The sequence below is a fragment of the Pseudomonas oryzihabitans genome, from assembly GCF_001518815.1.
Lineage (GTDB): Bacteria > Pseudomonadota > Gammaproteobacteria > Pseudomonadales > Pseudomonadaceae > Chryseomonas > Chryseomonas oryzihabitans_E.
Genome location: NZ_CP013987.1, coordinates 1,072,504 through 1,097,179 on the forward strand (window position 1 = coordinate 1,072,504; position 24,676 = coordinate 1,097,179).

The 24,676-nt window shown below is 65.9% G+C and carries 18 protein-coding genes; 7 read left to right on the forward strand and 11 right to left on the reverse strand.

Going from position 1 to position 24,676, the window contains the following annotated elements; all coding sequences use genetic code 11:
* Positions 1 to 10: 10 nt before the first annotated feature.
* Positions 11 to 148, reverse strand: a complete 138-nt coding sequence (locus APT59_RS22370) for a hypothetical protein (protein ID WP_156428931.1) — start codon at positions 146 to 148, stop codon at positions 11 to 13.
* 172 nt (positions 149 to 320) lie between these two features.
* On the opposite strand from APT59_RS22370, the gene APT59_RS04900 reads away from it, so the two are divergent.
* The 3 genes from APT59_RS04900 to treA all read left to right on the forward strand — a co-directional run bounded on the left by APT59_RS04900 (position 321) and on the right by treA (position 7,528).
* Positions 321 to 3,746, forward strand: a complete 3,426-nt coding sequence (locus APT59_RS04900) for an AAA family ATPase (RefSeq protein ID WP_059313824.1) — start codon at positions 321 to 323, stop codon at positions 3,744 to 3,746.
* A gap of 125 nt (positions 3,747 to 3,871) precedes the next feature.
* Entirely contained in the window at positions 3,872 to 5,785 is a 1,914-nt protein-coding gene (locus tag APT59_RS04905; protein ID WP_059313825.1) for a PAS domain-containing sensor histidine kinase, read from the forward strand.
* A gap of 99 nt (positions 5,786 to 5,884) precedes the next feature.
* Positions 5,885 to 7,528: an alpha,alpha-trehalase TreA gene (gene treA / locus APT59_RS04910; protein WP_059313826.1), complete on the forward strand. Its 1,644-nt coding sequence runs from the start codon at positions 5,885 to 5,887 to the stop codon at positions 7,526 to 7,528.
* A 331-nt stretch (positions 7,529 to 7,859) separates the two neighbouring features.
* Here the strand turns inward: treA and APT59_RS22520 are convergent, their stop codons facing one another.
* The 9 genes from APT59_RS22520 to APT59_RS04950 all read right to left on the reverse strand — a co-directional run bounded on the left by APT59_RS22520 (position 7,860) and on the right by APT59_RS04950 (position 20,560).
* Positions 7,860 to 8,012, reverse strand: a complete 153-nt coding sequence (locus tag APT59_RS22520) for a hypothetical protein (RefSeq protein ID WP_167348555.1) — start codon at positions 8,010 to 8,012, stop codon at positions 7,860 to 7,862.
* Positions 8,013 to 8,076: 64 nt separating this feature from the next.
* Positions 8,077 to 9,888, reverse strand: a complete 1,812-nt coding sequence (locus APT59_RS04915; protein ID WP_059313827.1) for an ABC transporter ATP-binding protein — start codon at positions 9,886 to 9,888, stop codon at positions 8,077 to 8,079.
* A 1,169-nt stretch (positions 9,889 to 11,057) separates the two neighbouring features.
* Complete coding sequence (locus APT59_RS04920; protein WP_059313828.1) at positions 11,058 to 12,473, reverse strand: sensor domain-containing diguanylate cyclase; 1,416 nt, start codon at positions 12,471 to 12,473, stop codon at positions 11,058 to 11,060.
* A 120-nt stretch (positions 12,474 to 12,593) separates the two neighbouring features.
* A complete protein-coding gene (locus APT59_RS04925; protein ID WP_059313829.1) occupies positions 12,594 to 15,233 on the reverse strand; it encodes an MGH1-like glycoside hydrolase domain-containing protein in 2,640 nt (879 codons plus the stop codon).
* A gap of 264 nt (positions 15,234 to 15,497) precedes the next feature.
* Positions 15,498 to 17,135, reverse strand: a complete 1,638-nt coding sequence (gene mqo / locus APT59_RS04930; protein WP_059313830.1) for a malate dehydrogenase (quinone) — start codon at positions 17,133 to 17,135, stop codon at positions 15,498 to 15,500.
* A 490-nt stretch (positions 17,136 to 17,625) separates the two neighbouring features.
* Positions 17,626 to 18,552: a 23S rRNA (adenine(1618)-N(6))-methyltransferase RlmF gene (gene rlmF / locus APT59_RS04935; RefSeq protein WP_059313831.1), complete on the reverse strand. Its 927-nt coding sequence runs from the start codon at positions 18,550 to 18,552 to the stop codon at positions 17,626 to 17,628.
* A 56-nt stretch (positions 18,553 to 18,608) separates the two neighbouring features.
* A complete protein-coding gene (locus APT59_RS04940) occupies positions 18,609 to 19,580 on the reverse strand; it encodes an aldo/keto reductase (RefSeq protein ID WP_059313832.1) in 972 nt (323 codons plus the stop codon).
* Between the two features lie 60 nt (positions 19,581 to 19,640).
* A complete protein-coding gene (locus tag APT59_RS04945) occupies positions 19,641 to 20,345 on the reverse strand; it encodes a 16S rRNA pseudouridine(516) synthase (RefSeq protein ID WP_059313833.1) in 705 nt (234 codons plus the stop codon).
* Entirely contained in the window at positions 20,345 to 20,560 is a 216-nt protein-coding gene (locus APT59_RS04950) for a cysteine-rich CWC family protein (RefSeq protein ID WP_059313834.1), read from the reverse strand. Before APT59_RS04950 ends, APT59_RS04945 begins: the two co-directional genes overlap by 1 nt.
* A gap of 312 nt (positions 20,561 to 20,872) precedes the next feature.
* Between APT59_RS04950 and APT59_RS04955 the strand changes: the two genes are divergently transcribed.
* The 4 genes from APT59_RS04955 (at position 20,873) to ung (ending at position 23,648) form a co-directional block, all read left to right on the forward strand.
* Positions 20,873 to 21,994, forward strand: a complete 1,122-nt coding sequence (locus APT59_RS04955; RefSeq protein ID WP_059313835.1) for a glycerophosphodiester phosphodiesterase — start codon at positions 20,873 to 20,875, stop codon at positions 21,992 to 21,994.
* Positions 21,995 to 22,043: 49 nt separating this feature from the next.
* The gene (locus tag APT59_RS04960; protein ID WP_059313836.1) at positions 22,044 to 22,496 is read left to right on the forward strand and encodes an NUDIX hydrolase; all 453 of its coding nucleotides are present in this window, start codon (positions 22,044 to 22,046) and stop codon (positions 22,494 to 22,496) included.
* A 95-nt stretch (positions 22,497 to 22,591) separates the two neighbouring features.
* Positions 22,592 to 22,888 (forward strand): hypothetical protein, encoded by a 297-nt coding sequence (locus APT59_RS04965; RefSeq protein WP_059313837.1) that lies wholly within the window; start codon positions 22,592 to 22,594, stop codon positions 22,886 to 22,888.
* 64 nt (positions 22,889 to 22,952) lie between these two features.
* A complete protein-coding gene (gene ung, locus APT59_RS04970; protein WP_145153341.1) occupies positions 22,953 to 23,648 on the forward strand; it encodes a uracil-DNA glycosylase in 696 nt (231 codons plus the stop codon).
* Positions 23,649 to 23,678: 30 nt separating this feature from the next.
* Here the strand turns inward: ung and APT59_RS04975 are convergent, their stop codons facing one another.
* Positions 23,679 to 24,620, reverse strand: a complete 942-nt coding sequence (locus APT59_RS04975; protein WP_059313839.1) for a DMT family transporter — start codon at positions 24,618 to 24,620, stop codon at positions 23,679 to 23,681.
* Positions 24,621 to 24,676 lie beyond the last annotated feature (56 nt).

Consider the following 24,676-nt stretch of genomic DNA (forward strand, 5'->3'; position numbering starts at 1 on the left):
CTCTTTCCCGCTAGACCAGCCAGGTCACCAGCGGCTGCCAGAGCGCGGCGGTCTTGTGACCGCCACTGCAGCTGACCAGCGCCAGGATGCCCAGACCGACCAGCAGGGGCATGCCGAGGAAATCGAAGGGAGACAGGGGCGAGCGCACGGCGGATCCTCCCGGAAAAGGTAGTTGCAGAGCGATACCTTCCTGTTGAGAACCTCAGCGGGCACAAGTTCAGCAGTGGGTACGACCTCAGGTCGAGTGGTCGGTTGGCATGGGCGAGCGCGCCCAACAATGCCAGAATTGGCGGTTCGCCGAGTCGACCTGGAAAAGCCCGATGAAGATCCTCACCCTGCGCCTGAAGAATCTCAATTCCCTCAAGGGTGAGTGGAAGATCGACTTCACCGCCGAACCCTTCGCCAGCAGTGGCCTGTTTGCTATCACCGGGCCGACCGGGGCGGGCAAGACCACCCTGTTGGATGCCATCTGTCTCGCGCTCTATCACCGCACCCCGCGCATGAGCAAGGTGGGCGGCGAAAGCAACGAACTCATGACCCGCCATACCGGCGATTGCCTCGCCGAGGTGGAATTCGCCGTGCGTGGCGAGCGCTATCGGGCCTTCTGGAGTCAGCGACGGGCCCGGGATCGCGCCGATGGCGCGTTGCAGCCGCCCAAGGTCGAGCTGGCCCGACTCGACGGCATCATCCTCGCCGAAAAGACCGGCGATAAGCTCAGGCTCACCGAAGAACTCACCGGCCTAGACTTCGAGCGTTTCACCCGCTCCATGCTGCTGGCCCAGGGTGGCTTCGCCGCTTTCCTGGAGGCCAGTGCCAGTCAACGTGCCGAACTCCTCGAAGAGCTGACCGGGACCGCCGTGTACGGCCAGATCTCCCAGCGGGTCTACGAGCGCGCGCGAGAGGCCAAGGGCGTGCTGGAAGGCCTGCGCCAGCGTGTCGCGGGCGTGGAAGTATTGGACGACGAACGCCGCCAGGCGCTGGCCGCCGAGGGTGCCAGCCTGGCCGCTCGCGAGGGCCAATTGAGTGAAGACCTCAAGACCTGGCAGACCCAGCGGCAATGGCTGACCGCATTGGAGCAGGCGGCGGCGGGGGAGCAGGAGGCCCAGGCGCGCCTGGCCGGGGCGCAGCAGGCCTGGGACGCCGCCGAGCCGCGACGCCAGCGCTTGGCGGCGGCTGAACCGGCGGCCCGGCTGCTGCCCATCGAGCAGGCATGGCGCGAGGCCGAGGCGCGCGAACAACGCAGCCAGGAAGAAGGGGCGCAACTCGATCAGCGCATCCAGAGCCTGGCCACTCGCCGCGCTGCTGCGCTGGCCGACGGCCTGGGCGCCAGTCTCGAACAGCTGCGTCAGGCCGAGACGGACCAGGCGCGCATCCTCGACGAGCAACGGCGCCTGGACGCCAGCCTGGCCGAGCGTACCGGCCATGCCGAGCTGGGCGAGCGCCTGGGCGACTGGCGCAGTCAGTTGGCCCTGCGCGACGAAAGAGCCGAGGCGCTGGCGCGTCTGACCCGGCGCCAACAGGAACAGACCCGTCAGCTGCAGCTCCTGGCCGAGGAGCGCGAGGCCCAGCAGGTCGCGGTGGCGCGCGCCCGCGAGCAGGCCACCCAGGCCCAGGCGGCGGAGCAGGCCCAGGACGAGCGCTGGCAGGCCGCGCTGGACGGGCGCGACGAAAAGGCCTGGCGTGCGCTCTGGCAGGCCGCGCTCGGACGAGTCAACGAAGTGGACCAGCTGGATCAGCTGGTCGAACGCCAGCGGCAACTGCAGACCCAGCTAGAGCGCCTGGCGCGCAGCCAGGGCGATCGCCAGCGTCAGCATGGCGAACACCAGGTGCGGCTGGACGCCCTGCGCGGTCGCTACCGCGAAGTGGCCCAGCAGGTGCGCGAGCGCGAAAAGCTGCTGGAACAGGAAAGGGTCATTCGCAGCCTGGAAGCCCAGCGCGCCGACTTGCGGCCCGACGAACCCTGCCCGCTGTGCGGTTCCCGCGACCATCCGGCGGTGGCCGACTATGCCGCCCTGGACGTCTCGGCCACCCAGACGGCCCTGCAGGAGGCCCGGACCGAACTGGAGCGGCTGACCCAGGAGGGCAAGGAACTGGGTGAGGCCCTGGTCGCCCTCAAAACGCAGCTCGACCAGGCCAATGAGCAGCAGACCGAGGCCAGCCAACAGCTGGAGCAACTGGGCGAACTCTGGCGCCAGCGCTGCACGGCGCTGGGCGCCGACCCCGAGGCGCCCGGTGCGGTGGCCGAGTTGCGGCGGCGGCAGGATCAGGAGCTGGCGCGTATCCAGCAGGTGCTCGCCACCCTGGATGGTTTGCGCCAGCAGGGCGAGGAGAATCGGCAGGAAGCCCTGCGCCTGGCGCGCCAGCAGGCCGATGCCGAACAGCGCCTGGCCCTGGCCGAGGCGGCCTGGGAGCGGGCACGTCAAGGCCTGGCCGAAGGCGCCGAGGAACAGCGCGCGGCCCAGACGCAGCAGACCACGGCGGAGCGCCAGCTGGCCGAGGACCTGGCCCTTTGGGGCTACGAGCTGCCCAGTCGCGCCGCCGAGTGGCTGGACCAGCGCGAACAGGAATGGCGTCGCTGGCAAGCCGATCGCCAGCGCGCGCAGGAGCTGCAGCAGCAATCGAAGGATATCGCTCAGCGCCTGGCCAGCCTGGCGCCCCTGGTAGCGACCTGGCGCGAGCGTGCCGCGGACATCGCACCGACCACGGTGGCACCGGAGGCCGCAGCGACGCTTCTGGGCGAGGCCATCGCGACCTGGGAGGAGTGCCGTGAACAGGGTGCGGCCCTACAGGGTAGCCGGCAGGCCCTGAACGAGCGATTGGCCGGAGAGACGCATCTGGCCCGTGAGGCGGGCGAACGCTGGGAAGCGGCCCTGGCCGCCAGCGCCTTCGCGGATGCCGAGGCCTGGCGCGCCGCGCAACTGGACGATAGCGAGCGCAATGCCCTGGACGAGGAGCGTACCCGCCTCGAGACCGCCCTGACCGAGTCGCGTGCCCTGGCCGGAGCCGCCCGGGAACGGCATGCCAGCCTAGGCGCCGTACCCCTTACCGAGCGCACCGCTGCCGAGCTGGATGCCGATCTGGCTGCCGCCACCGCCGAACTCCGCACCCTTGGTCAGCGCCAGGGCGAGGTCGGTGCGACCCTGCGCGAAGACGACCGCCGACGCGACGGCCTGCAGGCCCTGCTGAGCGAGATCGCCGCCCAGGAGCGCGATCATGACCTCTGGCAGCACCTCAACGGCCTGATCGGTTCGGCCGATGGCGCCAAGTTCCGCAAGTTCGCCCAGGGGCTGACCCTGGATCACCTGGTGCACCTGGCGAACGACCAGCTCAGGCGTCTGCACGGCCGCTACCAGTTGATCCGGCGGCAGGCGGCGGAGCTGGAGCTGCAGATCCTCGATACCTGGCAGGCCGATGCCCTGCGCGACATCCGTACCCTTTCCGGCGGTGAGAGCTTCCTGGTCAGCCTGGCCTTGGCGCTGGCCCTGTCGGATCTGGTCAGCCAGCGCACCGGCATCGATTCGCTGTTTCTCGACGAGGGCTTCGGCACCCTCGATGGCGAGACCCTGGAGGTCGCCCTCGATGCCCTGGACCAGCTCAATGCCGGCGGCAAGACCATTGGCATCATCAGCCACGTGGAGGCGCTCAAGGAGCGCATTCCCGTGCAGCTCAAGGTGCGCAAGGGTGTCGGTCTGGGCCATAGCGGTCTGGAGCGGCGCTATGCCGTGGAGAAAAACGCGACCGAGTGAGTACTTTTTCTGGCGCAGTGGTCGAAGGCCAGCGCGAAGCGAAACGCTGAAACTGTTAATTTAGACGGGTTTCCTCTGTTCGCCCTCGCGGTGACTCTTTTCTCCTAACCGGCCACCTACCTACCATGTCCCAATTCCTTGCCGTCGGCTTGTTCGAATACGATTCCTGCCGCGCCGAATGGCGAGCGGACGCCACCTGTGCGGCCATGCTGGAATGGGACGCCGAGCTGCTCGCCCGGGGCCTGGCGCCCGCCGAGCTGCTGGCCGGCCTGCAGAGCCGCACCGCACCGCCCGAGGGCCTGCTGCCTGCTCCAGGAACGGTGTGGGAGGCCTGGCGCCAGGGCGCGGACGGTCAGCTGCGTTGCCTGCAATTCCAGCGCCGCGAGGCCGGTGGCGTGATGCTGGACGTTACCGCCCAGCGCCGTCACGAGGCCGAACTCTGGCAGGGTGAGGCCTTCAAGCGCAGCGTCATGGTCTGCAGTGTCGACTGCATCAAGCTGATCGATCTCGAAGGGCGCCTGGAATACATGAATCCGGGCGGCCTGATGGTCATGGAGATCGATGACTTCATTCCCTTCCAAGGCCGACCCTGGGCCGAGCTCTGGCCCGAGGGGCAGCGTCACGAGGTGGTAACCGCCATCGAGGCGGCGCGGCAGGGCGGCATCGGTCGCTTCACCGGGCTCGCACCTACCGCCAAGGGCACCCGCCGCTGGTGGGACGTGGTGGTCACGCCGATTCTCGACGATGACCAGCGTCCCATGAAGTTTCTGTCCATCTCCCGCGACGTCAGCGAGACCGTACGGGCCCGCGAAGCCCTGGACGAACTCAATCGCAACCTGGAAGAGCGTATCGAGGCGCGCAGCCGGGAGCTGGTGGCCCTGGAAGAAGAGCTGCGCCAGGCGCAGAAGATGGAAGCCATCGGCCAGCTCACCGGTGGCATCGCCCATGACTTCAACAATCTGCTGACCGGTATCGTCGGCTCGCTCGACCTGATGCGGCGGCGGGTGCAACAGGGGCGCATCCAGGAGCTGGAACGCTACCTGGACACCGCTACCCGCTCGGCGGAGAACGCCGCGGCCCTGACCCAACGGTTGCTGGCCTTCGCTCGTCGTCAGGTGCTCGAACCCCGCGCGGTGGATGCCGGGCAGCTGGTGCAGGACATGCACGAGCTGCTGCGCCATAGCCTGGGCAAGAAGATCCGCAAGGAGGTCCAGCGCGCCGACGATCTCTGGCTGCTGCACTGCGACCCCCACCAGCTGGAAAACGCCATCCTCAACCTGGCCATCAACGCCCGTGATGCCATGCCGGACGGCGGCAGCCTGAGTATCCGTGTGGAAAACGTCAGTGGGCCGCTCAGCGTCGGCTTGCCGATCGAGACGCTGGAGGGCGATTTCGTCCGCATCCAGGTCTGCGACACGGGGACCGGGATGGATGCCGACACCCTCAAACGTGCCTGCGAACCCTTCTTCACCACCAAGCCCAGCGGTCGCGGAACCGGCCTCGGGCTATCGATGATCTACGGTTTCGTCCGCCAGTCCGGTGGCCAGGTGGAAATCCACTCGGTGGTGGGCGAGGGCACCTGCATCAACCTCTATCTGCCGCGGCTGCTGGCTCAGCCTGAGGTGCAGCCCGCTGCCAACGACGCCGAAGGCCCGGTGCTGCCGGAGGTATCCGGCGATTGCGCACTGATCGTCGAGGAAGAACGCGAGGTCCGCGTCATCATCGGCGAGGTATTGGCCGAACTGGGGTACACGCCGCTGGCGGTGGCCGACAGTGCCACGGCCGTGGCCCTGATCGCCTCCGGCAGCCTGCGCATCGATCTGCTGGTGACCAGCCTTGGCCTCGCCGGGCTGGATGGCCGGCAGCTGGCCGAACAGGCCCGTGCCACCACCCCTGGGCTGCCAGTGGTCTACCTGTCAGGCCAGGCTGATCCGGCGTCCCTTCCGGAGCTGGCCGAGGAGGGCGTCGAACTCATCGGAAAACCCTTCGGCCTGGAGGAGCTGGCGCGCTGCGTGAGGCGTCTGCGACCAGGCGCCTGAGGCCGTCGCGGCGAACTGTCGCGGCGCTCCAGGGTCGATCCTTTCGTGTCGCAACGTCCGTTGCGGCTGCTGTCGTGTCGACAAGAAAAGGAGCGCTTCATGAAACGCCTGCCACCTGCGCCACCCGCGCGGATGCTCGTCCTGTCCCTGTCCATCGCCTTTCTCGCCGGCTGTGCCCATGAGGCGAGCAAGCCGGAAACCTCGACCTGGAGTTGGCGCGACGCCAGCAATGCCCGCGCAGTACCGCCGGACCAGGCCTATCCCGAGCTGTTCGCCGCGGTGCAGCAGGGCAAGCTGTTCACCGACCAGAAGCACTTCGTCGATGCACTGCCCAAGCGCAACCCGGCCGACATTCGCCAGGACTACCTGAGCCAGCGCGACAAGCCCGGCTTCGACCTCAAGGCCTTCGTCAGCGCCAATTTCGAAGAATCCGCTCCGATCAAGGCGGCACCACCCAAGCCTGGCGCCGACCTGCCCACCCACATCAAGGATCTCTGGCCGGTACTGACCCGCCACTATGAAGAAGTACCGGCCTACAGCAGCCTGCTGCCGTTGCCCAAACCCTATGTGGTACCGGGCGGACGCTTCCGTGAGGTCTACTACTGGGATTCCTACTTCACCATGCTGGGTCTGGCCAAGGACGGACGCACCGACCTGGTCCGCGACATGGTGGACAATTTCGCCCATGAGATCGACGTCTACGGCCATATCCCCAATGGCAACCGCAGCTACTACCTGAGTCGCTCGCAGCCACCGTTCTTCGCCTACATGGTCGACCTGCAGGCCAGCCTGGAAGGCGACTCGGCCTATCGTCGCTACCTGCCGCAGCTGCAGAAGGAATACGCCTACTGGATGGCGGGCGCCGAAGGCCTGCAAGCGGGCCAGGCCAATGCCCATGTGGTCAAGCTGGCCGATGGCACCCTGCTCAATCGCTACTGGGATGCCCGCGACACGCCGCGTCAGGAGTCCTATCTGGAAGACCTGGCCACCGCCGGCCAGGCCAAGGGCCGTCCGGCCGGCGAGGTCTATCGCGACCTGCGCGCCGGCGCCGAGAGCGGCTGGGATTTCTCCTCGCGCTGGCTCGGTGATGGCAAGACCCTGGCCACCATCCGCACCACCTCCATCGCTCCGGTGGACCTCAACAGCCTGCTCTATCATCTGGAACAGACCATCGCCAAGGCCTGTGAGAAGACCGGTGAGGCCAGTTGCGTCCAGGCCTACAGTCAGAAGGCCAAGACCCGCCAGCAGGCCATCGACCGCTACCTGTGGAATCCGGCCGGTTACTACACCGACTTCGATTGGCAGGCCAAGCGTCGTACCGACAAGGTCACCGCCGCCGCGCTGTTCCCGCTGTACACCGGGCTCGCCAGCCAGAGCAGTGCCGACCAGACCGCCGCGACGGTGGCCAACCAGCTGTTGCGTCCCGGCGGCATCGCCACCACGACCGTCAAGACCGGCCAGCAGTGGGACGAACCCAATGGCTGGGCACCGCTGCAATGGGTGGCCGTGGATGGCCTGCGCCGCTACAAGCAGGACAAGCTCGCCGAGGACATCGGCACCCGCTTCCTGACCCAGGTGCAGAATCTCTACGCCCGCGAGCAGAAGCTGGTGGAGAAATACGACCTTACCGGCGGCCAGGGCGGTGGTGGCGGCGAGTACGAGCTGCAGGACGGCTTTGGCTGGACCAATGGCGTTACGCTCAAGCTGCTCGAACTCTACAAAGCGCAACCCGGCACGAAATAAGGCCAAAGAAAAGGTCCGCCACGGCGGACCTTTTTCATGATGTGAAACCCGTAGGGTGGGCTGAGACAATCCCATCGTTGAAGCCCAACGTCTCAGTTAATGGTGACAACGTTGGGCTTCGCTGCGCTCAACCCAACCTACGGGCCACCATTCACCCTCTCCCTCCGGGAGAGGGCTGGGGTGAGGGCAAATCCAACTCCAGATCCATCAGACGGCATACTACGGCGTCACAGCGGATCCACGGGCGGCGCATCGTCTTCGTCCGCCGGCAGCTCCGCAGGATGCAGCCCTTCCGGATCTTCATCCTCGGGCAGCGGCAGGATGGCGTTCATCAGCTGTACTCCGGATCGCGCGGATTCTTTTGCGGCAGGCGCTCTTCCACCGGCCGGTCTTCCGGGTCATCGCCCACGGGCTCTTCGGGATCGGGCGCGATGTCCGGATCGATGTCCAGGTCGTCGGGGTTTTCCTTGATCTGATCGTTCATGCGGCCTCCGCGAGTGGTTGTTAAGGTTGGGCAGAGCGCCCTGCGCGAAGTTCGCCACCGGCGATCAACGATACCCTCGGGCTTGCAGATCGAACAGCTGGGCATAGCGGCCGCCGCTGGCCAGCAATTGGTCATGATCGCCGCGTTCGCGGATCTCGCCGCCCTCCAGCACCAGGATCTGATCGGCGTTGCGCACGCTGGAGAAGCGGTGCGAGATCAGCAGGGTCATGCGCTGCTGCGCCTGGGCCCGAAAACGCTCGAAGATCACTGCCTCGGCCGCGGCGTCCAGGGCGGCGGTGGGTTCGTCCAGCACCAGGATGTCGGCGTCTTCACGCATATAGGCCCGCGACAGGGCGATCTTCTGCCATTGCCCGCCAGACAGTTCCTGGCCACCGAGAAACCAGCGACCCAGCTGTGTCCCGTATCCCTCGCGCAAACCGGCGATGACGTCGTCGGCCAGGCCCTGTTCGGCCGCCTTGCGCCAGCGCGCTTCGTCAGCGAAGGCGGCGGTGTCGCCGACCCCCAGGTTCTCGCCCGCAGTGAGCTGGTAGCGGATGAAGTCCTGGAAGATGACCCCGATGCGTCGGTGCAGGGCCGCTGGCTGCCACTCCTGCAGATCGCTGCCATCGAGCAGGATGCGCCCTTTGGTAGGGGCATGCAGGCGGGTAAGCAGCTTGATCAGAGTGGTCTTGCCGGAGCCGTTGGCGCCTACCAGGGCCAGGCTCTGGCCCGGTGCCAGATGAAAGCTGATGTCCTCTAGCGTCGTCGCGGTCGCGCCTGGATAGGTAAAGCCGACCCCTTCGAATCTCAGCCCGTCGCCAGGATGGCTCCCCACCGTCAGGCTGCCGCCCTCGGCGCTGGTTGGCTGGCCGAGATAGTCATAAAGATTGCTCAGGTAGAGGCTGTCTTCATAGAGACCGCCAAGGGCGGTAAGGCTCGCGCTGACCGCCGCCTGGCCCTGGCGGAACAGCGTCAGATAGAGGGTCATCTGGCCCAGGCTCAGGCGACCCCGCACGGTATCGAGCACCACCCAGGCGTAGGCGGCATAGAAGGCGAGGGTGCCGAGGAGGCCAAAGACGAAACCCCAACCGTCGCGTCTCAGGGTGAGGCGGCGATCCTCGGCATAGAGTTTGGCGAAGGTGGTGCGGTAGCGCTCCAACAGCAGCGGCGCCAGGCCGAACAGCTTGACCTCCTTGATGTAGGCCTCATGGGAAAGCAGGGTTTCCAGGTAGGTCTGGCGACGGGTCTCGGGCGCGCGCCGGCTGAAGAGACGAAAGGCATCACCGGAAAAGCGCGCCTCGGCCAGAAACACCGGAAGGGCACCCACCACCAGCAGCAGTAGCGCCCAAGGCGAGAAATGCACCAGCAGCACGGCGAAGCTGACCAGGGAGATGAGGTTCTGCAATAGGGTCAGGGACTTGGTCACCAGCGCCAGCGGCCTTACCGACGCCTCGCGCCGGGCCCGCACCAGCTTGTCGTAGAAGTCGGCGTCCTCGAATTGCGCTAGCGACAGGGTCTGGGCCTTTTCCAGTATCAGCAGGTTCACCGTCTGCCCCAGGCGTACCCGCAGCAGCGATTGCTGCACCGACAGCAGACGCTGGGCACCGGCCAGGGCTGCCAGGACCCCGGCTTCCGCCAGCACGAACTTCAGCACTGGCCACAGAGGGGCCTGACCCTGCTCGGCATGTAGCTGCATGGCTGCCACCACGGCATCGACGATACGCTGCCCGAGCCAGGCGGCCAGGGCCGGCAGCAGGCCGGCGACCAGAGTCGCCAGGACCAGGCCGACCAGCAGCGCGGGCGAGGTGCTCCAGACCAGGCCGGCAGCACGGCGCATCTGCAATTGCACGATAGCGAAGGAGGTAGAGAGGGCCATGAGAGATCTTCGGCTGGAATCAGCATTAGTCGAAACGACGGTCGCGGTGTTCCCGGGGGTATGGCAAAAGGCTTACACGGCGTGGTGTCACCTGGCCATGTTGCGGTCCCGGCAGGCTGCGTAATCTACACCCATCAGCCGCGCAGGATGCGCAGCCCTGAGGTCACGGATGAAGACCAGGCCAGGATGGCGCCTGACAGGACGTTGGGATGGTCGCAACAAACAACCCGCTTCGGCGGGTTTTTTGTTGCCTGGGATTCAGGGCCGAGCAGGGGTGCTGGCGAAGGGATGGCAAAAGGCTTACACGGTGTGGTGTCACCTGGCCATGTTGCGGTCCCGGCAGGCTGCGTAATCTACACCCCATCAGCCGCGCAGGATGCGCAGCCCTGAGGTCACGGATGAAGACCAGGCCAGGATGGCGCCTGACAGGATGTTGGGATGGTCGCAACAAACAACCCGCTTCGGCGGGTTTTTTGTTGCCTGGGATTCAGGGCCGAGCAGGGGTGCTGGCGAAGGTATGGCAAAAGGCTTACACGGCGTGGTGTCACCTGGCCATGTTGCGAGCCCGGCAGGCTGCGTAATCTACACCCCATCAGCCGCGCAGGATGCGCAGCCCTGAGGTCACGGATGAAGACCAGGCCAGGATGGCGCCTGACAGGACGTTGGGATGGTCGCAACAAACAACCCGCTTCGGCGGGTTTTTTGTTGCCTGGGATTCAGGGCCGAGCAGGGGTGCTGGCGAAGGTATGGCAAAAGGCTTACACGGTGTGGTGTCACCTGGCCATGTTGCGAGCCCGGCAGGCTGCGTAATCTACCTACATCAGCGGCGCAGGATGCGCAGCCCTGAGGTCACGGATGAAGACCAGGCCAGGATGGCGCCTGACAGGACGTTGGGATGGTCGCAACAAACAACCCGCTTCGGCGGGTTTTTTGTTGCCTGGGATTCAGGGCCGAGCAGGGGTGCTGGCTGAGGTATGGCAAAAGGCTTACACGGTGTGGTGTCACCTGGCCATGTTGCGATCCCGGCAGGCTGCGTAATCTACACCCATCAGCCGCGCAGGATGCGCAGCCCTGAGGTCACGGATGAAGACCAGGCCAGGATGGCGCCTGACAGGATGTTGGGATGGTCGCAACAAACAACCCGCTTCGGCGGGTTTTTTGTTTGGGCGTCATTCTGCCTTGGAGTCCGATTCCAGTACGGATGCCGCGGCGATCCGGTTGCGGCCGGCGCCCTTGGCGGCATAGAGCGCCTGATCGGCGCTTTCGGTCAGACGATAGGCATCCATGCCGGCAGCATAGGTGACCAAGCCGACACTGAGGGTGATGGGGCGGCGCGACCAGGCATGGTTGGCAACCGCCGCACGACAGCGCTCGGCCACCAGCTGGGCCGCGTTGCTGTCAGCGCCCGGCAGCAAGATGGCGAATTCTTCGCCGCCATAGCGGAAGCAGGCGTCATTGTCGCGGCAGCTCTGCGACAGCAGCCGGCTGACTGCCTGCAGGGCGACATCGCCGGCCTGATGGCCAAAGGCGTCGTTATAGGCCTTGAAGTGATCGACATCGATCAGCAGCATGGACAGCGGCGTGCCCTGTTCTTCGGCGCGCCGCAGATGCTCCGCCAGGCGCAGGTCGAAGGCGCGTCTGTTGTACAGGCCGGTCAGGGCGTCGGTGACACTGCGTTGTTCGGCGGCCTGCATCATGTCCAGCAGTTGGCGCTGCGAGGCCTCCAGCATGTGCTGCTGCTCGATATGCTCGGTGACATCCACCGACAGCCCCGCCAAGGCGATGCCCTGGCGGGTGACCAGGGGAAACTTGTAGGACTGCCAGAAGATGCGTCGTCCATCGTGGGTGGTCATGCGCTCGACGAGACGGCTCGGCTTGAGCTCGTTCATGACCTGCTCGTCGCTTTGACGAAAGCGCAGCGCCGCGTCCGGCCAGATGACGAAATCGTCCTTGCCGATGATCTCCTCACGGGTCAGCCCCAGCTGTTGCAGAAAGGGCTCGTTGACGTAGGAATAGCGCCAGTCGCGGTCCTTGATATAGGCGACGAAGGGACCGTTGTTCATGAAGGCGGAAAAGTTGATGTCCAGCTCTTCCAGTTGGCGCAGGGTGTCGCGCTGCTGCAAGAGGATCGTGACCTGCCGTGCCAGGCGTTGCAGGTTGTCGATCTGGGCGGTTTCGAAGCGGCGGACCCGATCGTCCATCACGCAGAGCGTACCGAGCGCGACGCCGTGTCGATCGAGCAGGGGGATGCCCAGGTAGGCACACATCCCTTCCAGGCCTGGTGCGGCTCTGAGGTGAGCCACGCGCGGATCCCTTTGCAGGTCTTCCACCATGAAAGGCTGTCGCGGGGTGCGGATCGCCAGATGACACAGTGACGAGTCGACCGGGACCTCGTCCACTCTCAGGCCCTGGCAGGCCTTGAACCAGAGTCGATGACGATCGGCCAGGGTGATGAAGGCCACCGGCGCGCGGGTCAGTTGGCAGGCCAGGACGACGATGTCCTCGTAGGCGGCCTCGACCCCACTATCGAGAATCTGCAGCTCGCTCAGGGCGTGGAGACGCTGGGCGTCATCGGAGGCAGTCATGCGGGCTCTTGAATGCAGTGTCTCAGGCTTGAGCATAGTATCCAGCACGGCGGAGGAAAACCGTGGCCGTTGCGCAAGTGACCGAGGTGCCGGCCGGAGCCGGCACCTCAAGCGACCACTCTAGCGCCTGGGTTGCAGCAGGAGCGCCACCAGGGCGCTCCAGCCGGTTTGGTGCGAGGCGCCGAGCCCGCGACCGTTTTCACCATGGAAATACTCGTGGAACAGGACCAGGTCGCGACTGCGCGGATCGTCCTGCAGTTGCGGATAGTCGACCATGCTCGGGCGCTTGCCGTCGGCGTCCTTGAGGAACAGCCGGGTCAGTCGCTGGCTGAGACCATCGGCGACTTCTTCCAGGTTGGCCAGGTAGCCGGAGCCGTTGGGGTATTCCACCGAGAAGCTGTCGGCATAGTAGCGGTGGAATTCGTGCAGCGACTCGATGAGCATGTAGTTGATCGGCATCCACAGCGGGCCACGCCAGTTGGAGTTGCCGCCATAGAGTCGTGAATCCGACTCTGCCGGTTGGTAGCGGGCGCTGAGCAGATTGCCGTCGGCCTGGCGCATCTCGAAGGGTTGCTGTTCGTGGGCCTTGGACAGCGAACGGATGCCGTACTCGGAGAGGAATTCGCTGTCATCCAGCATGCGCTTGAGCAGCAGCTTGGTGCGATGGCCACGCAGCAGCGAAAGCAGGAATCTATTGCCCTGGCCGGGCTCGGTCCAGCGCGACACCAGGCGGGCGAGATCCGGACGTTGCCGCAGGAAGCCGCGCAGGCGGCCACCCAGGCCCGGCAGGCCTTCATGTTCGCGCTGCTCCAGTACCTGCACCGCGAACAGCGGGATGAGGCCGACGATGGATCTCAGGCGCAGCGGTTCGGCACTGCCATCCGGCTTGTGCAAGACGTCGTAGAAGAATTCGTCCTGTTCGTCCCAGAGGCCGTCTTCGCGTTCGTCGCTATGGTTGATGGCGCCGGCGATGTGCAGGAAGTGCTCGAAGAACTTGACCCCTAGGTCGACGTACACCGGGTTTTCCTTGGCCAGCTCCAGCGCGATGCGCATCAGGTCCAGGGCATAGGCGGCCATCCAGGCGGTGCCGTCGGCCTGGTCCAGGTGATAGCCCGGAGGCAGCGGGGCCGAGCGGTCGAAGAGGGCGATGTTGTCCAGGCCGAGGAAGCCGCCCTGGAAGATGTTGCGGCCTTCGGTGTCCTTGCGGTTGATCCACCAGGAGAAATTCAGCAGCAGCTTGTGGAAGACGCGCTCCAGGAAGACGCGATCACCCACTCCGGTCAGGGATTTCTCCTGCAGGTAGACGTGCCAGGTCGCCCAGGCATGCACCGGCGGATTGGCATCCTCGAAATTCCACTCGTAGGCCGGTAGCTGGCCATTGGGATGCATGAACCTGTCCTTCACCAGGAGCAGCAGCTGCTGCTTGGCGAAGCCGGGATCGATCAGTGCATAGGCCACCGCCTGGAAGGCCAGGTCCCAGGAGGCGTACCAGGGATACTCCCACTTGTCCGGCATGGAGACGATGTCGAAATTGAGCAGGTGACGCCAGTGGCCGTTACGGATGCGTTCGCGCTGCGCCGGTGGCATGGGCTGGGCCGGATCGCCATTGAGCCAGCGATTGACCTCGAAATAGTAGAGCTGCTTGGACCACAGCAGGCCGGCCAGGGCCTGGCGCTGCACCAGGCGCGCATCGGGGTCGCTGATCTTTTCCTGCAGGGCGGCGTAGAAGGCATCGGCTTCGGCGATGCGTTCGGCGAAGATCGCATCGGCATCCACCGCAAGGGCATTCGTGGGGGCCAGCCGCAGGTAGATCACCGTCGTGGCGCCACCGTCCAGCTCCACGGCGAAATGGGCGGCCGCCTTGCTGCCGAAGTCGCGACGGATCGCCTCACGGGCGCCCTTCACCACGTAGTCGTTGATGCCGTCCTTGAAGGGCCCCTCGGCGGCTTCGCCGGTAAGACGCGGCAGGTTGGTTTCGTTGTTGCAGAACAGCCACTCGACGTCGCGCGGTCCCCAGGCGGTGACCACCAGGTCGGGGCGATCGAAATAGCTGGCGCGGACCTGCTCGCCTTCCAGGCTGAGCATGGAGCGCGGCGGGGTGCCGGTCCAGGCCCAGGTATTGCGCGACCAGATCTGTGGCAGTACCCGCAGGCTGGCGCGCTCGGCGCCGCGGTTCTCTACCGTGACCCGCATGAGGATGTCGTCGGGGGTGTGCTTGGCGTATTCGACGGTGACATCAAAATAACGATTCTCGGCGAAGACGCCGGTGTCGAGAATCTCGTATTCCCGATCATTCAGGCCGCGCCGGGCGTTTTCCTCGGTGAGCTGGGCATAGGGGAAGGCGGCGTGGGGGTACTTGTAGAGCATCTTCTGGTAGGCATGGCTCGGTACGCCATCCAGGTAGAAATAGAGCTCCTTGACGTCTTCGCCATGGTTGCCCTCGGCGTTGGTCAGGCCGAACAGGCGTTCCTTGAGAAAGGCATCGCGTTCGTTCCACAGGGCGATGCCCAGGCACCATTGCTGGGCCTTGTCGCAGAACCCGGCGAGGCCATCCTCGCCCCAGCGATAGGCACGGCTGCGCGCATGGTCATGGGGAAAGTAGCGCCAGGCGTCGCCATCGGCGCTGTAGTCCTCACGGACCGTGGCCCACTGGCGCTCGCTCAGGTAGGGGCCCCACTGGCGCCAGGCGGCGGCATCGGTATCGGCCAGGCGCTGGCCTTCGCGGGTATGCAGGATGCCCGGGGCGGGATGTGCCGTCATCGTGTCTCCTGATTCAGGTAACGGTTAAAGCTCGAGAATAGATCATCATTGTGGCGCGCAGAGGCGTCGACTGGCGCATCGCTGCCCTCTTAGTGCCTGATCGCAGCGGAAAAATTCACGCCGCTGCGGTTTCGGTCACAGGGTATCCGATGCGGACGCAGGTGCCTGACGCCTTGCGGCGGACGAAAAAAAGCCCCACGCCCGAAAGGGGTGGGGCTTTGCCAGGCTACGCGGCCCGAGAGGAATCCTCGGGCCGGTCGCTCATCAGAGCGCCATGTCGTTGGCGGCCTTGTCGGCGCGCGGGGCGCTGACGGTAGCCTTGGCGTTCTGGGTGCCGGTGGCGACTGGCGGGGTGGCCAGCTGCAGCACTTCGGCGGTGTAGTTCCACTCCTGCTGCACGCGCTCGGGATCACCGTTGAGCTTGGTGCCGTAGCTGGGCACGATCTGGTGCAGCTTGGCTTGCCACTCCGGGGTCGCGACCTTGTCCTTGAACACCTTCTCCAGCACGCTCAGCATGATGGGCGCGGCGGTCGAGGCGCCCGGGGAGGCGCCCAGCAGGCCGGCGATGCTGCCGTCCTTGGCCGCGACGATCTCGGTGCCCAGCTTCAGCACGCCACCCTTGTCGGCGTCGCGCTTGATGATCTGCACGCGCTGACCGGCCTGCCACAGGCGCCAGTCTTCCTTCTTAGCGTTGGGGAAGTACTCGCGCAGGGCGGCCATGCGGTCGTCATCCGACAGCATCAGCTGGCCGGCGAGGTATTCCACCAGCGGGTACTCGGCCACGCCCACGCGGACCATCGGCCAGGCGTTGTGGGTGTTGGTGCTGGTCAGCAGGTCGAGGTAGGAACCCTGCTTGAGGAACTTGGTGGAGAAGGTGGCGAAGGGCCCGAACAGGATCACGCGCTTGCCGTCGAGCACACGGGTGTCCAGGTGCGGCACCGACATCGGCGGTGCGCCGACCGACGCCTTGCCGTAGGCCTTGGCCAGGTGCTGCTGGGCGATCTCGGGGTTGTCGGTGACCAGGAAGGAGCCACCCACCGGGAAGCCGGCGTAGTCGTTCGCTTCGGGGATACCCGATTTCTGCAGCAGGTGCAGGGCACCGCCGCCGGCACCGATGAAGACGAACTTGGCGTCGGTCTCGGTCTTCTTGCCGTCCTTGAGGTTCTTGTACTCCACGCGCCAGCTGCCGTCGGCATTGCGGGTGATGTTCTCGACTTCGCTGGACAGGTTCAGCTTGAAGTTCGGCTTGGACTGCAGGTTGGCGGCGAACTGGCGGGTGATCTCGCCGAAGTTGACGTCGGTACCCAGCGGGCTCCAGGTGGCAGCGATCTTCTGCTTGGGATCGCGGCCTTCCATCATCAGCGGGACCCACTGCTTGATCTGCGCGGGATCCTCGGAGTACTGCATGCCGGAGAACAGCGGGCTGGCCTTCAGGGCTTCATAGCGCTTCTTCAGGAAGGCAATGTTCTCGTCACCCCAGACGAAGCTCATGTGCGGGGTGCTGTTGATGAAGCTGCGGGGGTCCTTGAGGACGCCGTTCCTGACCTGCCAGGACCAGAACTGACGGGAGATCTGGAAGGCTTCGTTGATCTCGATGGCCTTGGAGATGGTGACCTTGCCGTCTTTGTCTTCAGGGGTGTAGTTCAGCTCGGCCAGGGCGGAGTGGCCGGTACCGGCGTTGTTCCAGCCGTTGGAACTCTCTTCGGCGACCTTGTCCAGGCGCTCGACCATTTCCATGGTCCAGTTCGGCTCCAGCTCATTCAGCCAGATACCCAGGGTGGAGCTCATGATGCCACCGCCGATCAGCAGGACGTCGACCTTCTTGGCATCTTCGGCCTGTGCGGTGCCCAGGGCGGAGGCGATGGCGACGCCGAGCAGCGCGCCAGTCATTTTCTTCAGCATGTGGTCTCTCAATCGATAGAAGCTGGATCTGCTTATCGAGTTTCGGTGCGGTGCGGCACCATGGCACATGGGGGTATGTGCAGTGGGCAAGGCAGAATGCAGCCAGAAACACGCAAGGGCAGGTTCTTGTCCCTCCACCGCCCCTCTCTCGTGAGTCACCGGAGGAGTCGGAGCAAAAACGCATACGCGGTCTTGGCAACGGCTGGCCGGAGACAGAGGTCTCGGGCGCGGTTGCGTGCGCGTGGCGTTTTTGTTGGCCGGCATTTTAATGAGAAGACCCCGGGATTCCTAGTCCGTAATTCATAGGCTTTGGCTATTAGCCTTTGGTCTAATCCTGTGCGACCTGGGTCAAAGTCCCGTCACATGCCCATCAGGCGGAGCGGGCAGGTTCCGCCTGGCTGCCTGCAGCAGGACGCAGCACCGACGAAACCGGCCAGAAAGCCGCTGAAGGGTCAGGGTTCGAGGCGCCCGGCGGGCGCCGGACACTCGACTAGGCGAAGCGCCAGGCGAGAAAGCGACTCTGCTTCTGGCCTTGGGCCATGGCGACGACGCGGACCTCGCGGGCCTGCTCGCGGCGCAACGCCGTCTGCAAGGGCGGCAGGTTGCTGGCCTTGGAGACCAGGCAGGTGAACCAGCCTACCTGAGCGGCATGGCTGCGGCTCTCACGGATCATCCGTTCGATGAAGGCCGCTTCGCCACCGGGGCACCAGAGTTCGGCCGCCTGCCCGCCGAAGTTGAGCAGCGGCACCGTCTTGCCGGTGGTCTTGCCCAGGTTCTTCCATTTGCGCTTGCTGCCGCGCACGGCGTCGTCGGGGCTGGCGTGGAAGGGCGGATTGCACAGGGTGGCGGCGTAGCGCTCACCGGGTTTCAGGATGCCCGCAAAGATCGCCTGGGAGTCCGGCTGGCGGCGTAACTCGATGGCGGCGGCGCAGTCCGGGTTGGCGGCCAGGGCACGCCCGAAGGCGGCCAGGGCCGCTGGGGCGATGTCGCTGCCAACGAAATGCCAGCCGTACTCCTTGAAGCCGATCAGCGGATAGACGCCATTGGCGCCCGTGCCCACGTCCAGCAGCCGAATCGCCTCCCCGCGAGGAATCTGGCCGCTATTGCCCTCGGCCAGCAGGTCGGCCAGGTGGTGCAGATAGTCCGCCCGACCGGGAATCGGCGGACAGAGAAAGTCGGCGGGGATGTCCCAGTCGCGCACGCCATGGTGCAGCGCCAGCAACGCGCGATTCAGTGCCCGGACCGCCTGGGGATCGGTGAAATCGATGGAGAGATTGCCCCGCGGCGTGGGTGCCACGAATGGCTTGAGCGCCGGGCTCACGCGTATCAGGGCCGGAAAGTCGTAGCTGCCCTGGTGGCGATTGCGCGGATGCAGGGGAGCGGGGCGGCCCGGCAGGGGCCGGCGGGGCGAAGTCATGGCGGCGGACAGGGTGGAAAAGGGGGCGGCAGCCTAGCACAGCCGCCCCCTTGGACTCACGCCGGCGTCGGCGCATCTTCTGGCAGCACGCCGATCTCGCGCAGATTGCGCCAGAAGGCGGCGGGGATGGCTGCCCGCAGCAGTTCAGCGTTCTGCCGGGCCCGCTCCGGGGTGCTGCTGCCCGGTATGGTGGCGGCGACGGTGGGATGGGCGAGACAGAACTGCAGGGCCGCGGCGCGGATATCCACCCCGTGATCCTGGCAGACACCCTCGATCAGCTCGACCTTGCGGCGCAGTGCCGGCTCGGCTTCGGCATAGTTATAGTGCTTGCCACCGGCGAGCAGACCGGAGTTGAAGGGCCCGCCCACCACGATACCCACGCCACGGCGTTCGCATTCGGGAAAGAGCGTATCCAGGGCTTCACGATGATCCAGCAGCGAATAGCGTCCGGCCAGCAGGAAGGCGTCGGGATCGCTTTGCTCCAGCGCCAGCCGGCAGGGCTCCACCAGGTTGACGCCGAGGCCCCAGCCCAGGATCAAACCCTCCTCGCGCATCTCGGTGAGGGCCTTGGCCGCCCCCTGCATGGCCTGGGCGAAGTAGTCGCGCCAGGCGGGCCCGTGCTGGTCCTCGGACAGATCATGGATCCAGACCAGGTCGAGCCGGTCGGTCTTGAGGCGTTCCAGGCTGGCTTCGATGGAGCGGCGGGCGCCATCGGCGGAATAGTCGAGCACCCGCTTGAAGGGCAGTTCGTTGACGAACGGCGGGGCGTTTTCCGGCCTGTCAGCCGGCTCCAGCAGGCGGCCTACCTTGCTGCAAAGCACGAAGTCATCGCGCGGCTTGTCGGCCAGCACCTCGGCGAAGCGGTGCTCGGACAGGCCGGCGCCATAGTGCGGCGAGGTATCGTAGAGGCGGATGCCGGCCTCCCAGGCGGCTTCGAGCGTCGCTCGGGCGTCGGCGTCGCTTACCTCGCGGAACATGTTGCCCAGCGGGGCGCCGCCAAAACCGAGGGAGGGGATGTCGATACGCATGAGAGGTCTCCGGGTGGTACGTGTCTGCATCCCGACCGGTGCTCCCGAGGTCCTGTTCCCCTAATCCGCCGGACGTAACAGCGCCACTTCCTGCTTTGTGAGCGCGCGATGAGCACCCTCTGCCAGTGTTGGGTCCAGCGCCAGGCCGCCAATGCGATCGCGGTGCAGGGCGATGACCTCGATGCCGAAGCGCCCGAACATGCGCTTGACCTGGTGATAGCGGCCCTCGACCAGGGTCAGGTAGGCACTGCGTTCATCCAGCAGCTCCAGCTGGGCGGGCTGGGTCGTGAGGTCTTCGTAGGCGAAATAGAGGCCCTCGGCAAAGGCTGCCACGAGGTGCGGCGGGATGACCTCGGCGGTGGTGACCAGGTAGCGCTTGGTCTGCTTGTGCCGTGGATGGCTCAGGCCACGCGACCACTGGCCGTCATTGGTGAGCAACAGCAGGCCCGTGGTGTTGAAGTCCAGCCGCCCGGCCAGGTGCAGATCGGCACGCTGGTCCGGATCGAGGCAGTCCAGCACCGTGGGATGGCGGGTATCGACCGTGGCGCTCACGCAACCACGCGGCTTGTGCAGCATCAGGTAGCGACCGCCGGGGCCGTCTTGCAGCAGGCGCTCGTCGGACTCGATGCGATCGAAGGCGAACACCTCTCGCTCGGCCTGCAGGGTCGTGGCGCCGTTGACCTTTATCCGACCCTCGGCGAGCAGGCGGCGGGCCAGCTGGCGACCCAGCTCGGGGCGATTGCCCAGCCAGCGATCCAGGCGCATCAGCTGCTCTCGACCTGGGCCCCGACGGCGCAGGCGGGGCAGAGGCAGCGCCGATCACGCTCCTCCTCGGGCAGGCGCGCCAGGGCGGCCGGAGCGATCGGCGTCTGCAAGCACCAGCAGTCGTGGATCTCACCGCCGGCGGCGAGGACGCAGCGATTGGGCCTGCCGCAGAGCGGACAGCGTGTGGGATCGAAGAGGGTGGGAGAGGCGGTCATGGTGATCTCGTCAGGCGAAGCGGGCGGCAGAGTACCGGAAATTGCGACCTGGATAACGTCTCCTGCGCCGGGTGTCTGCGTAATGTCGCCTCCAGGGTGCAGTCTGCACCCTGAACGCAGTTCGGAGGTGGTTCCGCCTGACGCAGACCACGCGGAAACGGGCCCCTATCGGCCTGTTCCCTGGGGATGCCCATTCGTCCACCTTGAACTAGGCTTCTGCAGCTGTCTTCCTGGAGCCGCAGTCGATCCTACCCAGGCTCGCACGATCTGCAGCAGGCCTCAGCGCTACCCGTCGGACCACCCGAGGAACCCATGACAATAAACGCTCTGCGCACCCTGATCCGTACCCTCATACCCGGCACCCTGCTGGTCAGCCAGCTGGCCCTGGCCACCGAAGCCGATGTCGGCCAGACCCTGGCACGCCAGGCCGGCATTCCCTGGCCGGCGGTGATCGCCCATCGCGGCGCCTCCTTCGATGCCCCGGAGTCCACCACCCCGGCCTATCTGGTGGCGCGGGAGCTGGGCGCCGACTACCTGGAACTCGACCTGCAGCGCACCAAGGATGGCCAGCTCATCGCTCTGCATGACGATACCCTGGAACGCACCACCGATGTCGCCAAGCGCTTTCCCGACCGTGCCAAGGCACCGGTCAGCCAATTCACCCTGGCCGAACTCAAGTCGCTGGACGCCGGCAGCTGGTTCAACCAGGCCCATCCCGACCGCGCCCGTTCGACATTCGCCGGACTCAAGATCCTCACCCTCGACGAGGTCATCGACATCGCCGAAGGCGGTCGCAACAAGCCGGGCCTCTACATCGAGACCAAGCAGCCCAAGCTGTTTCCCGGCATCGAGCGTGACCTCAAGGCCAAGCTGACCCAGCGCGGCTGGCTCGGCCAGCCCAAGGCCGGCGCCACCGGCGTCGCCGCCATGCCCGGCCGGGTGATTCTGCAGACCTTCGAGAAGAGCAGCCTGGAGCTCTTGCAGAAGGAGATGCCCAAGACGCCGAAGATCCTTTTGCTGTGGCTGGGCGACGACTACATCCCGGCCAAGGCCGGACCGAGCTATGCCGACTCCGGCGAGGCGAGCAAGGCGGCCTACTATGCCAAGCAGCAGGTGCGCTCCGAGGGTGACTTCACCGCCTGGATCGAGTGGGCCAAGGCCCATGGCGCCATCGGCATCGGCCCGTCGGCGGCCCTGGAGGAGGGCGGCGACCAGAGCTATGCGGATCTGGTGAAGCCCTGGATGAATGATGTCGCCCATGAACGCGGCCTGCTGGTGCATGCCTATACCGTGGATTCGGCGGTGGACTACGCCCGGCTGGCGCCGCGTGGTGTGGATGGCTTCTTCAGCAACCGCAGCGCTGAATTGCTGAAGTTCTACGAACGGCCGGCCAAGCAGGAGCCGGGTGCACTGCTCAAGCAACTCGGCTACTAAGTCGCTACGGGGAGGCCTTGCGGTCTCCCCACATCCAGCGGAGATCGCCATGTCACTCGAAGCCTTCAACGGTGCCAAGCTGGCCTTGCTCTGCGCGGACCAGATACTGGTCTATCAGCGCGACGACAAGCCCGATATTCCCTGGCCGGGACTCTGGGACCTGCCCGGTGGCGGTCGTGAAGACGGCGAAACGCCCGAACGTTGCGCCCTGCGTGAACTGGAGGAGGAGTTCGGGCTGGTGCTGGACGAATCGCGGCTGATCTGGGGCCGCTGCTATCCACCCCGCCAGCCGGGCTACCTGCCTAGCTGGCTGTTCGCCGGGGTGCTGAGCCAGGCCGACATCGCCGCCATCCGCTTCGGCGACGAAGGCCAGGACTGGCGGCTGATGAGCGTCGTCGATTTTCTCGCCCATCCCCAGGGGGTGCCCCATCTGCAGGAGCGGCTACAGCACTACTTGGCCGAGCGGCAGAAGAATGGGCCGGCGGCGACCGGCGTCTCTTAATCCCGGCTGAATGAACGTGTGATAGCTGGGCGCACGGCACCGCCGCAGCTTAAGCTTTCTCCAGGCCCATCCGGGCCGTTCTGGAGACTCCCCCCATGCGCCATTTCCTCTTGGCGTCGCTCTGTGCCCTGACCTTCACCGGCTGCACCGTCTACGACACGTCCCCACGCTATTACAGCCGGCCGGCACCGCCTGCGGCCGTCTTCTATGGCACGCCGGCCTATCCGCCGCCCGCGGTCATCGTGCGGCCCTATGGCTACGGCTACTACTATCGACCGGCACCTCCGCCGCCGCCGCACTGGGGGCCTCCGGGCTGGGGGCCGCGTTCGGGCTATGGTCCGCCCGGTTGGGGCCCACGTTACGGCCCTCCGGGGTGGGGCCCGCGCTGGTAGCAGGTTTGACAGGGGCAGCCGGCTTTTCTAGGGTGCTGCCCTTGTCTTGACCAGGAAGCCTCGAATCGTGGATGACGATCGCATCAAGCTCGACCCCCAATGGAAAGCCGCGCTGCGCGACGAGTTCGAGCAGCCCTACATGCGTCAGCTGAGCGAATTCCTGAGGCGCGAGAAGGCCGCGGGCAAGGTCATCTATCCGCCCGGTCCGCTGATCTTCAATGCGCTTAATACCACCCCTTTGGATCAGGTGAGGGTGGTCATCCTCGGCCAGGATCCCTATCACGGTCCGGGCCAGGCCCATGGCCTGAGCTTCTCGGTGCAGCCTGGCGTGCCGGCACCACCATCGTTGCAGAACATCTTCAAGGAGCTCAAGCGCGACCTGAACCTGCCCATCCCTAACCACGGCTACCTGCAGCACTGGGCCGAGCAGGGCGTGCTGCTGCTCAACACCTCGCTGACGGTGGAGCAGGCCAACGCCGGGTCCCACGCCAAGGCCGGCTGGCAGCGCTTCACCGATCGCATCATCGAAGTGGTCAGTGCCGAGCGCGAGAATCTGGTGTTCTTGCTCTGGGGCAGCCATGCCCAGAGCAAGCAGACGCTCATCGACCCCCAGAAGCACCTGATCCTCAAGTCGGCGCACCCTTCACCACTGTCCGCTCACCGCGGTTTCATCGGCAACGGCCATTTCGGTCGTACCAACGAATTCCTGCGCAACGCCGGTCTGACCCCCATCGACTGGGCGCTGCCACCGCTGGCGTAGGATGGGTGCAGACGGTCGGGACCCTCAGGGTCAGGTCGCCACCGCTGCCGTCGGGGGCGGCCGCCGGTGGCATTGCAGGCACCAACTCGTCCCGAGCACGAGCAGAAAGATCGCCAGGGATTCCAGGCGAGTCGGCCAGCGCCCGTTCCAGAGAAAGCCATAGGTCAGCGAGGCCAGGGTCTCGATGACGATAGCCTGACCACTCAGGGTCAGGGGTAGTCGGCGGCTGGCCTGGTTCCAGCAAGTGCCGCCGATGACCGAGGCGAGCAGCGCCACGCCGGCGGCCACCAGCAGCGGTTGCAGCCAGTCCGCCGGTGCTCGCAACACCATTTGCTCGCTAAGCAACCAGGGCGCGGCCAGCAGTGCCTGGGCGCCGGCCATCCCCCCCAGCAGCAGGCCCCAATCGTGGGCGCCGATCGGCGTGCTGGCCAGAAAGCGCGTGTTGACCACCGCGAACCAGCTCCAGGCCAGCAGGGCGCCACAGGCGCACAGCAAACCCAGGACGGGTTGCTCGCCGACTGCGGTGCTGGTCAGCGTCTCGTAGCTGATCAGGGCGACGCCGAGCAGCGCGCAGCAGAGCGATGGCCAGAGGCGACCGAAACTCACGGCGCCCGCGTCGCGCTGCCCGGCCAAGGCCACCAGCAGCGGGATCAGGCCGACGATCAGGGTGGTCGCCGCGATACCGGCCTGCTTCACGCCCACGCCGACCAGGGTGTAGTAGGCCAGGTTGCCGATCAGGCTGAGCCAGAACAGGCGCTTGCCGTCGGACCAGGTCAGTTGCGTGCGGAGTCGGCGCCAGCCGGGCAGCAGCAGTCCGAGTGAAACCAGCCCGTAGCAGAGAAAGCGCAGCACGGCGAACTGGGCGCCGCTCAGGTCAGGGACCAGTGCCGGGGCCAGAAAGATCACGCCCCAGCACAGGCCTGCCGCCAGCCCGTAGCCGATACCCACTGCCGATAGCTTTCGTTCCTGCATCGCGCCGTCTCCATCCATTCACCACCAGTGTGGCGACGGCGACATGGACCGGTCTT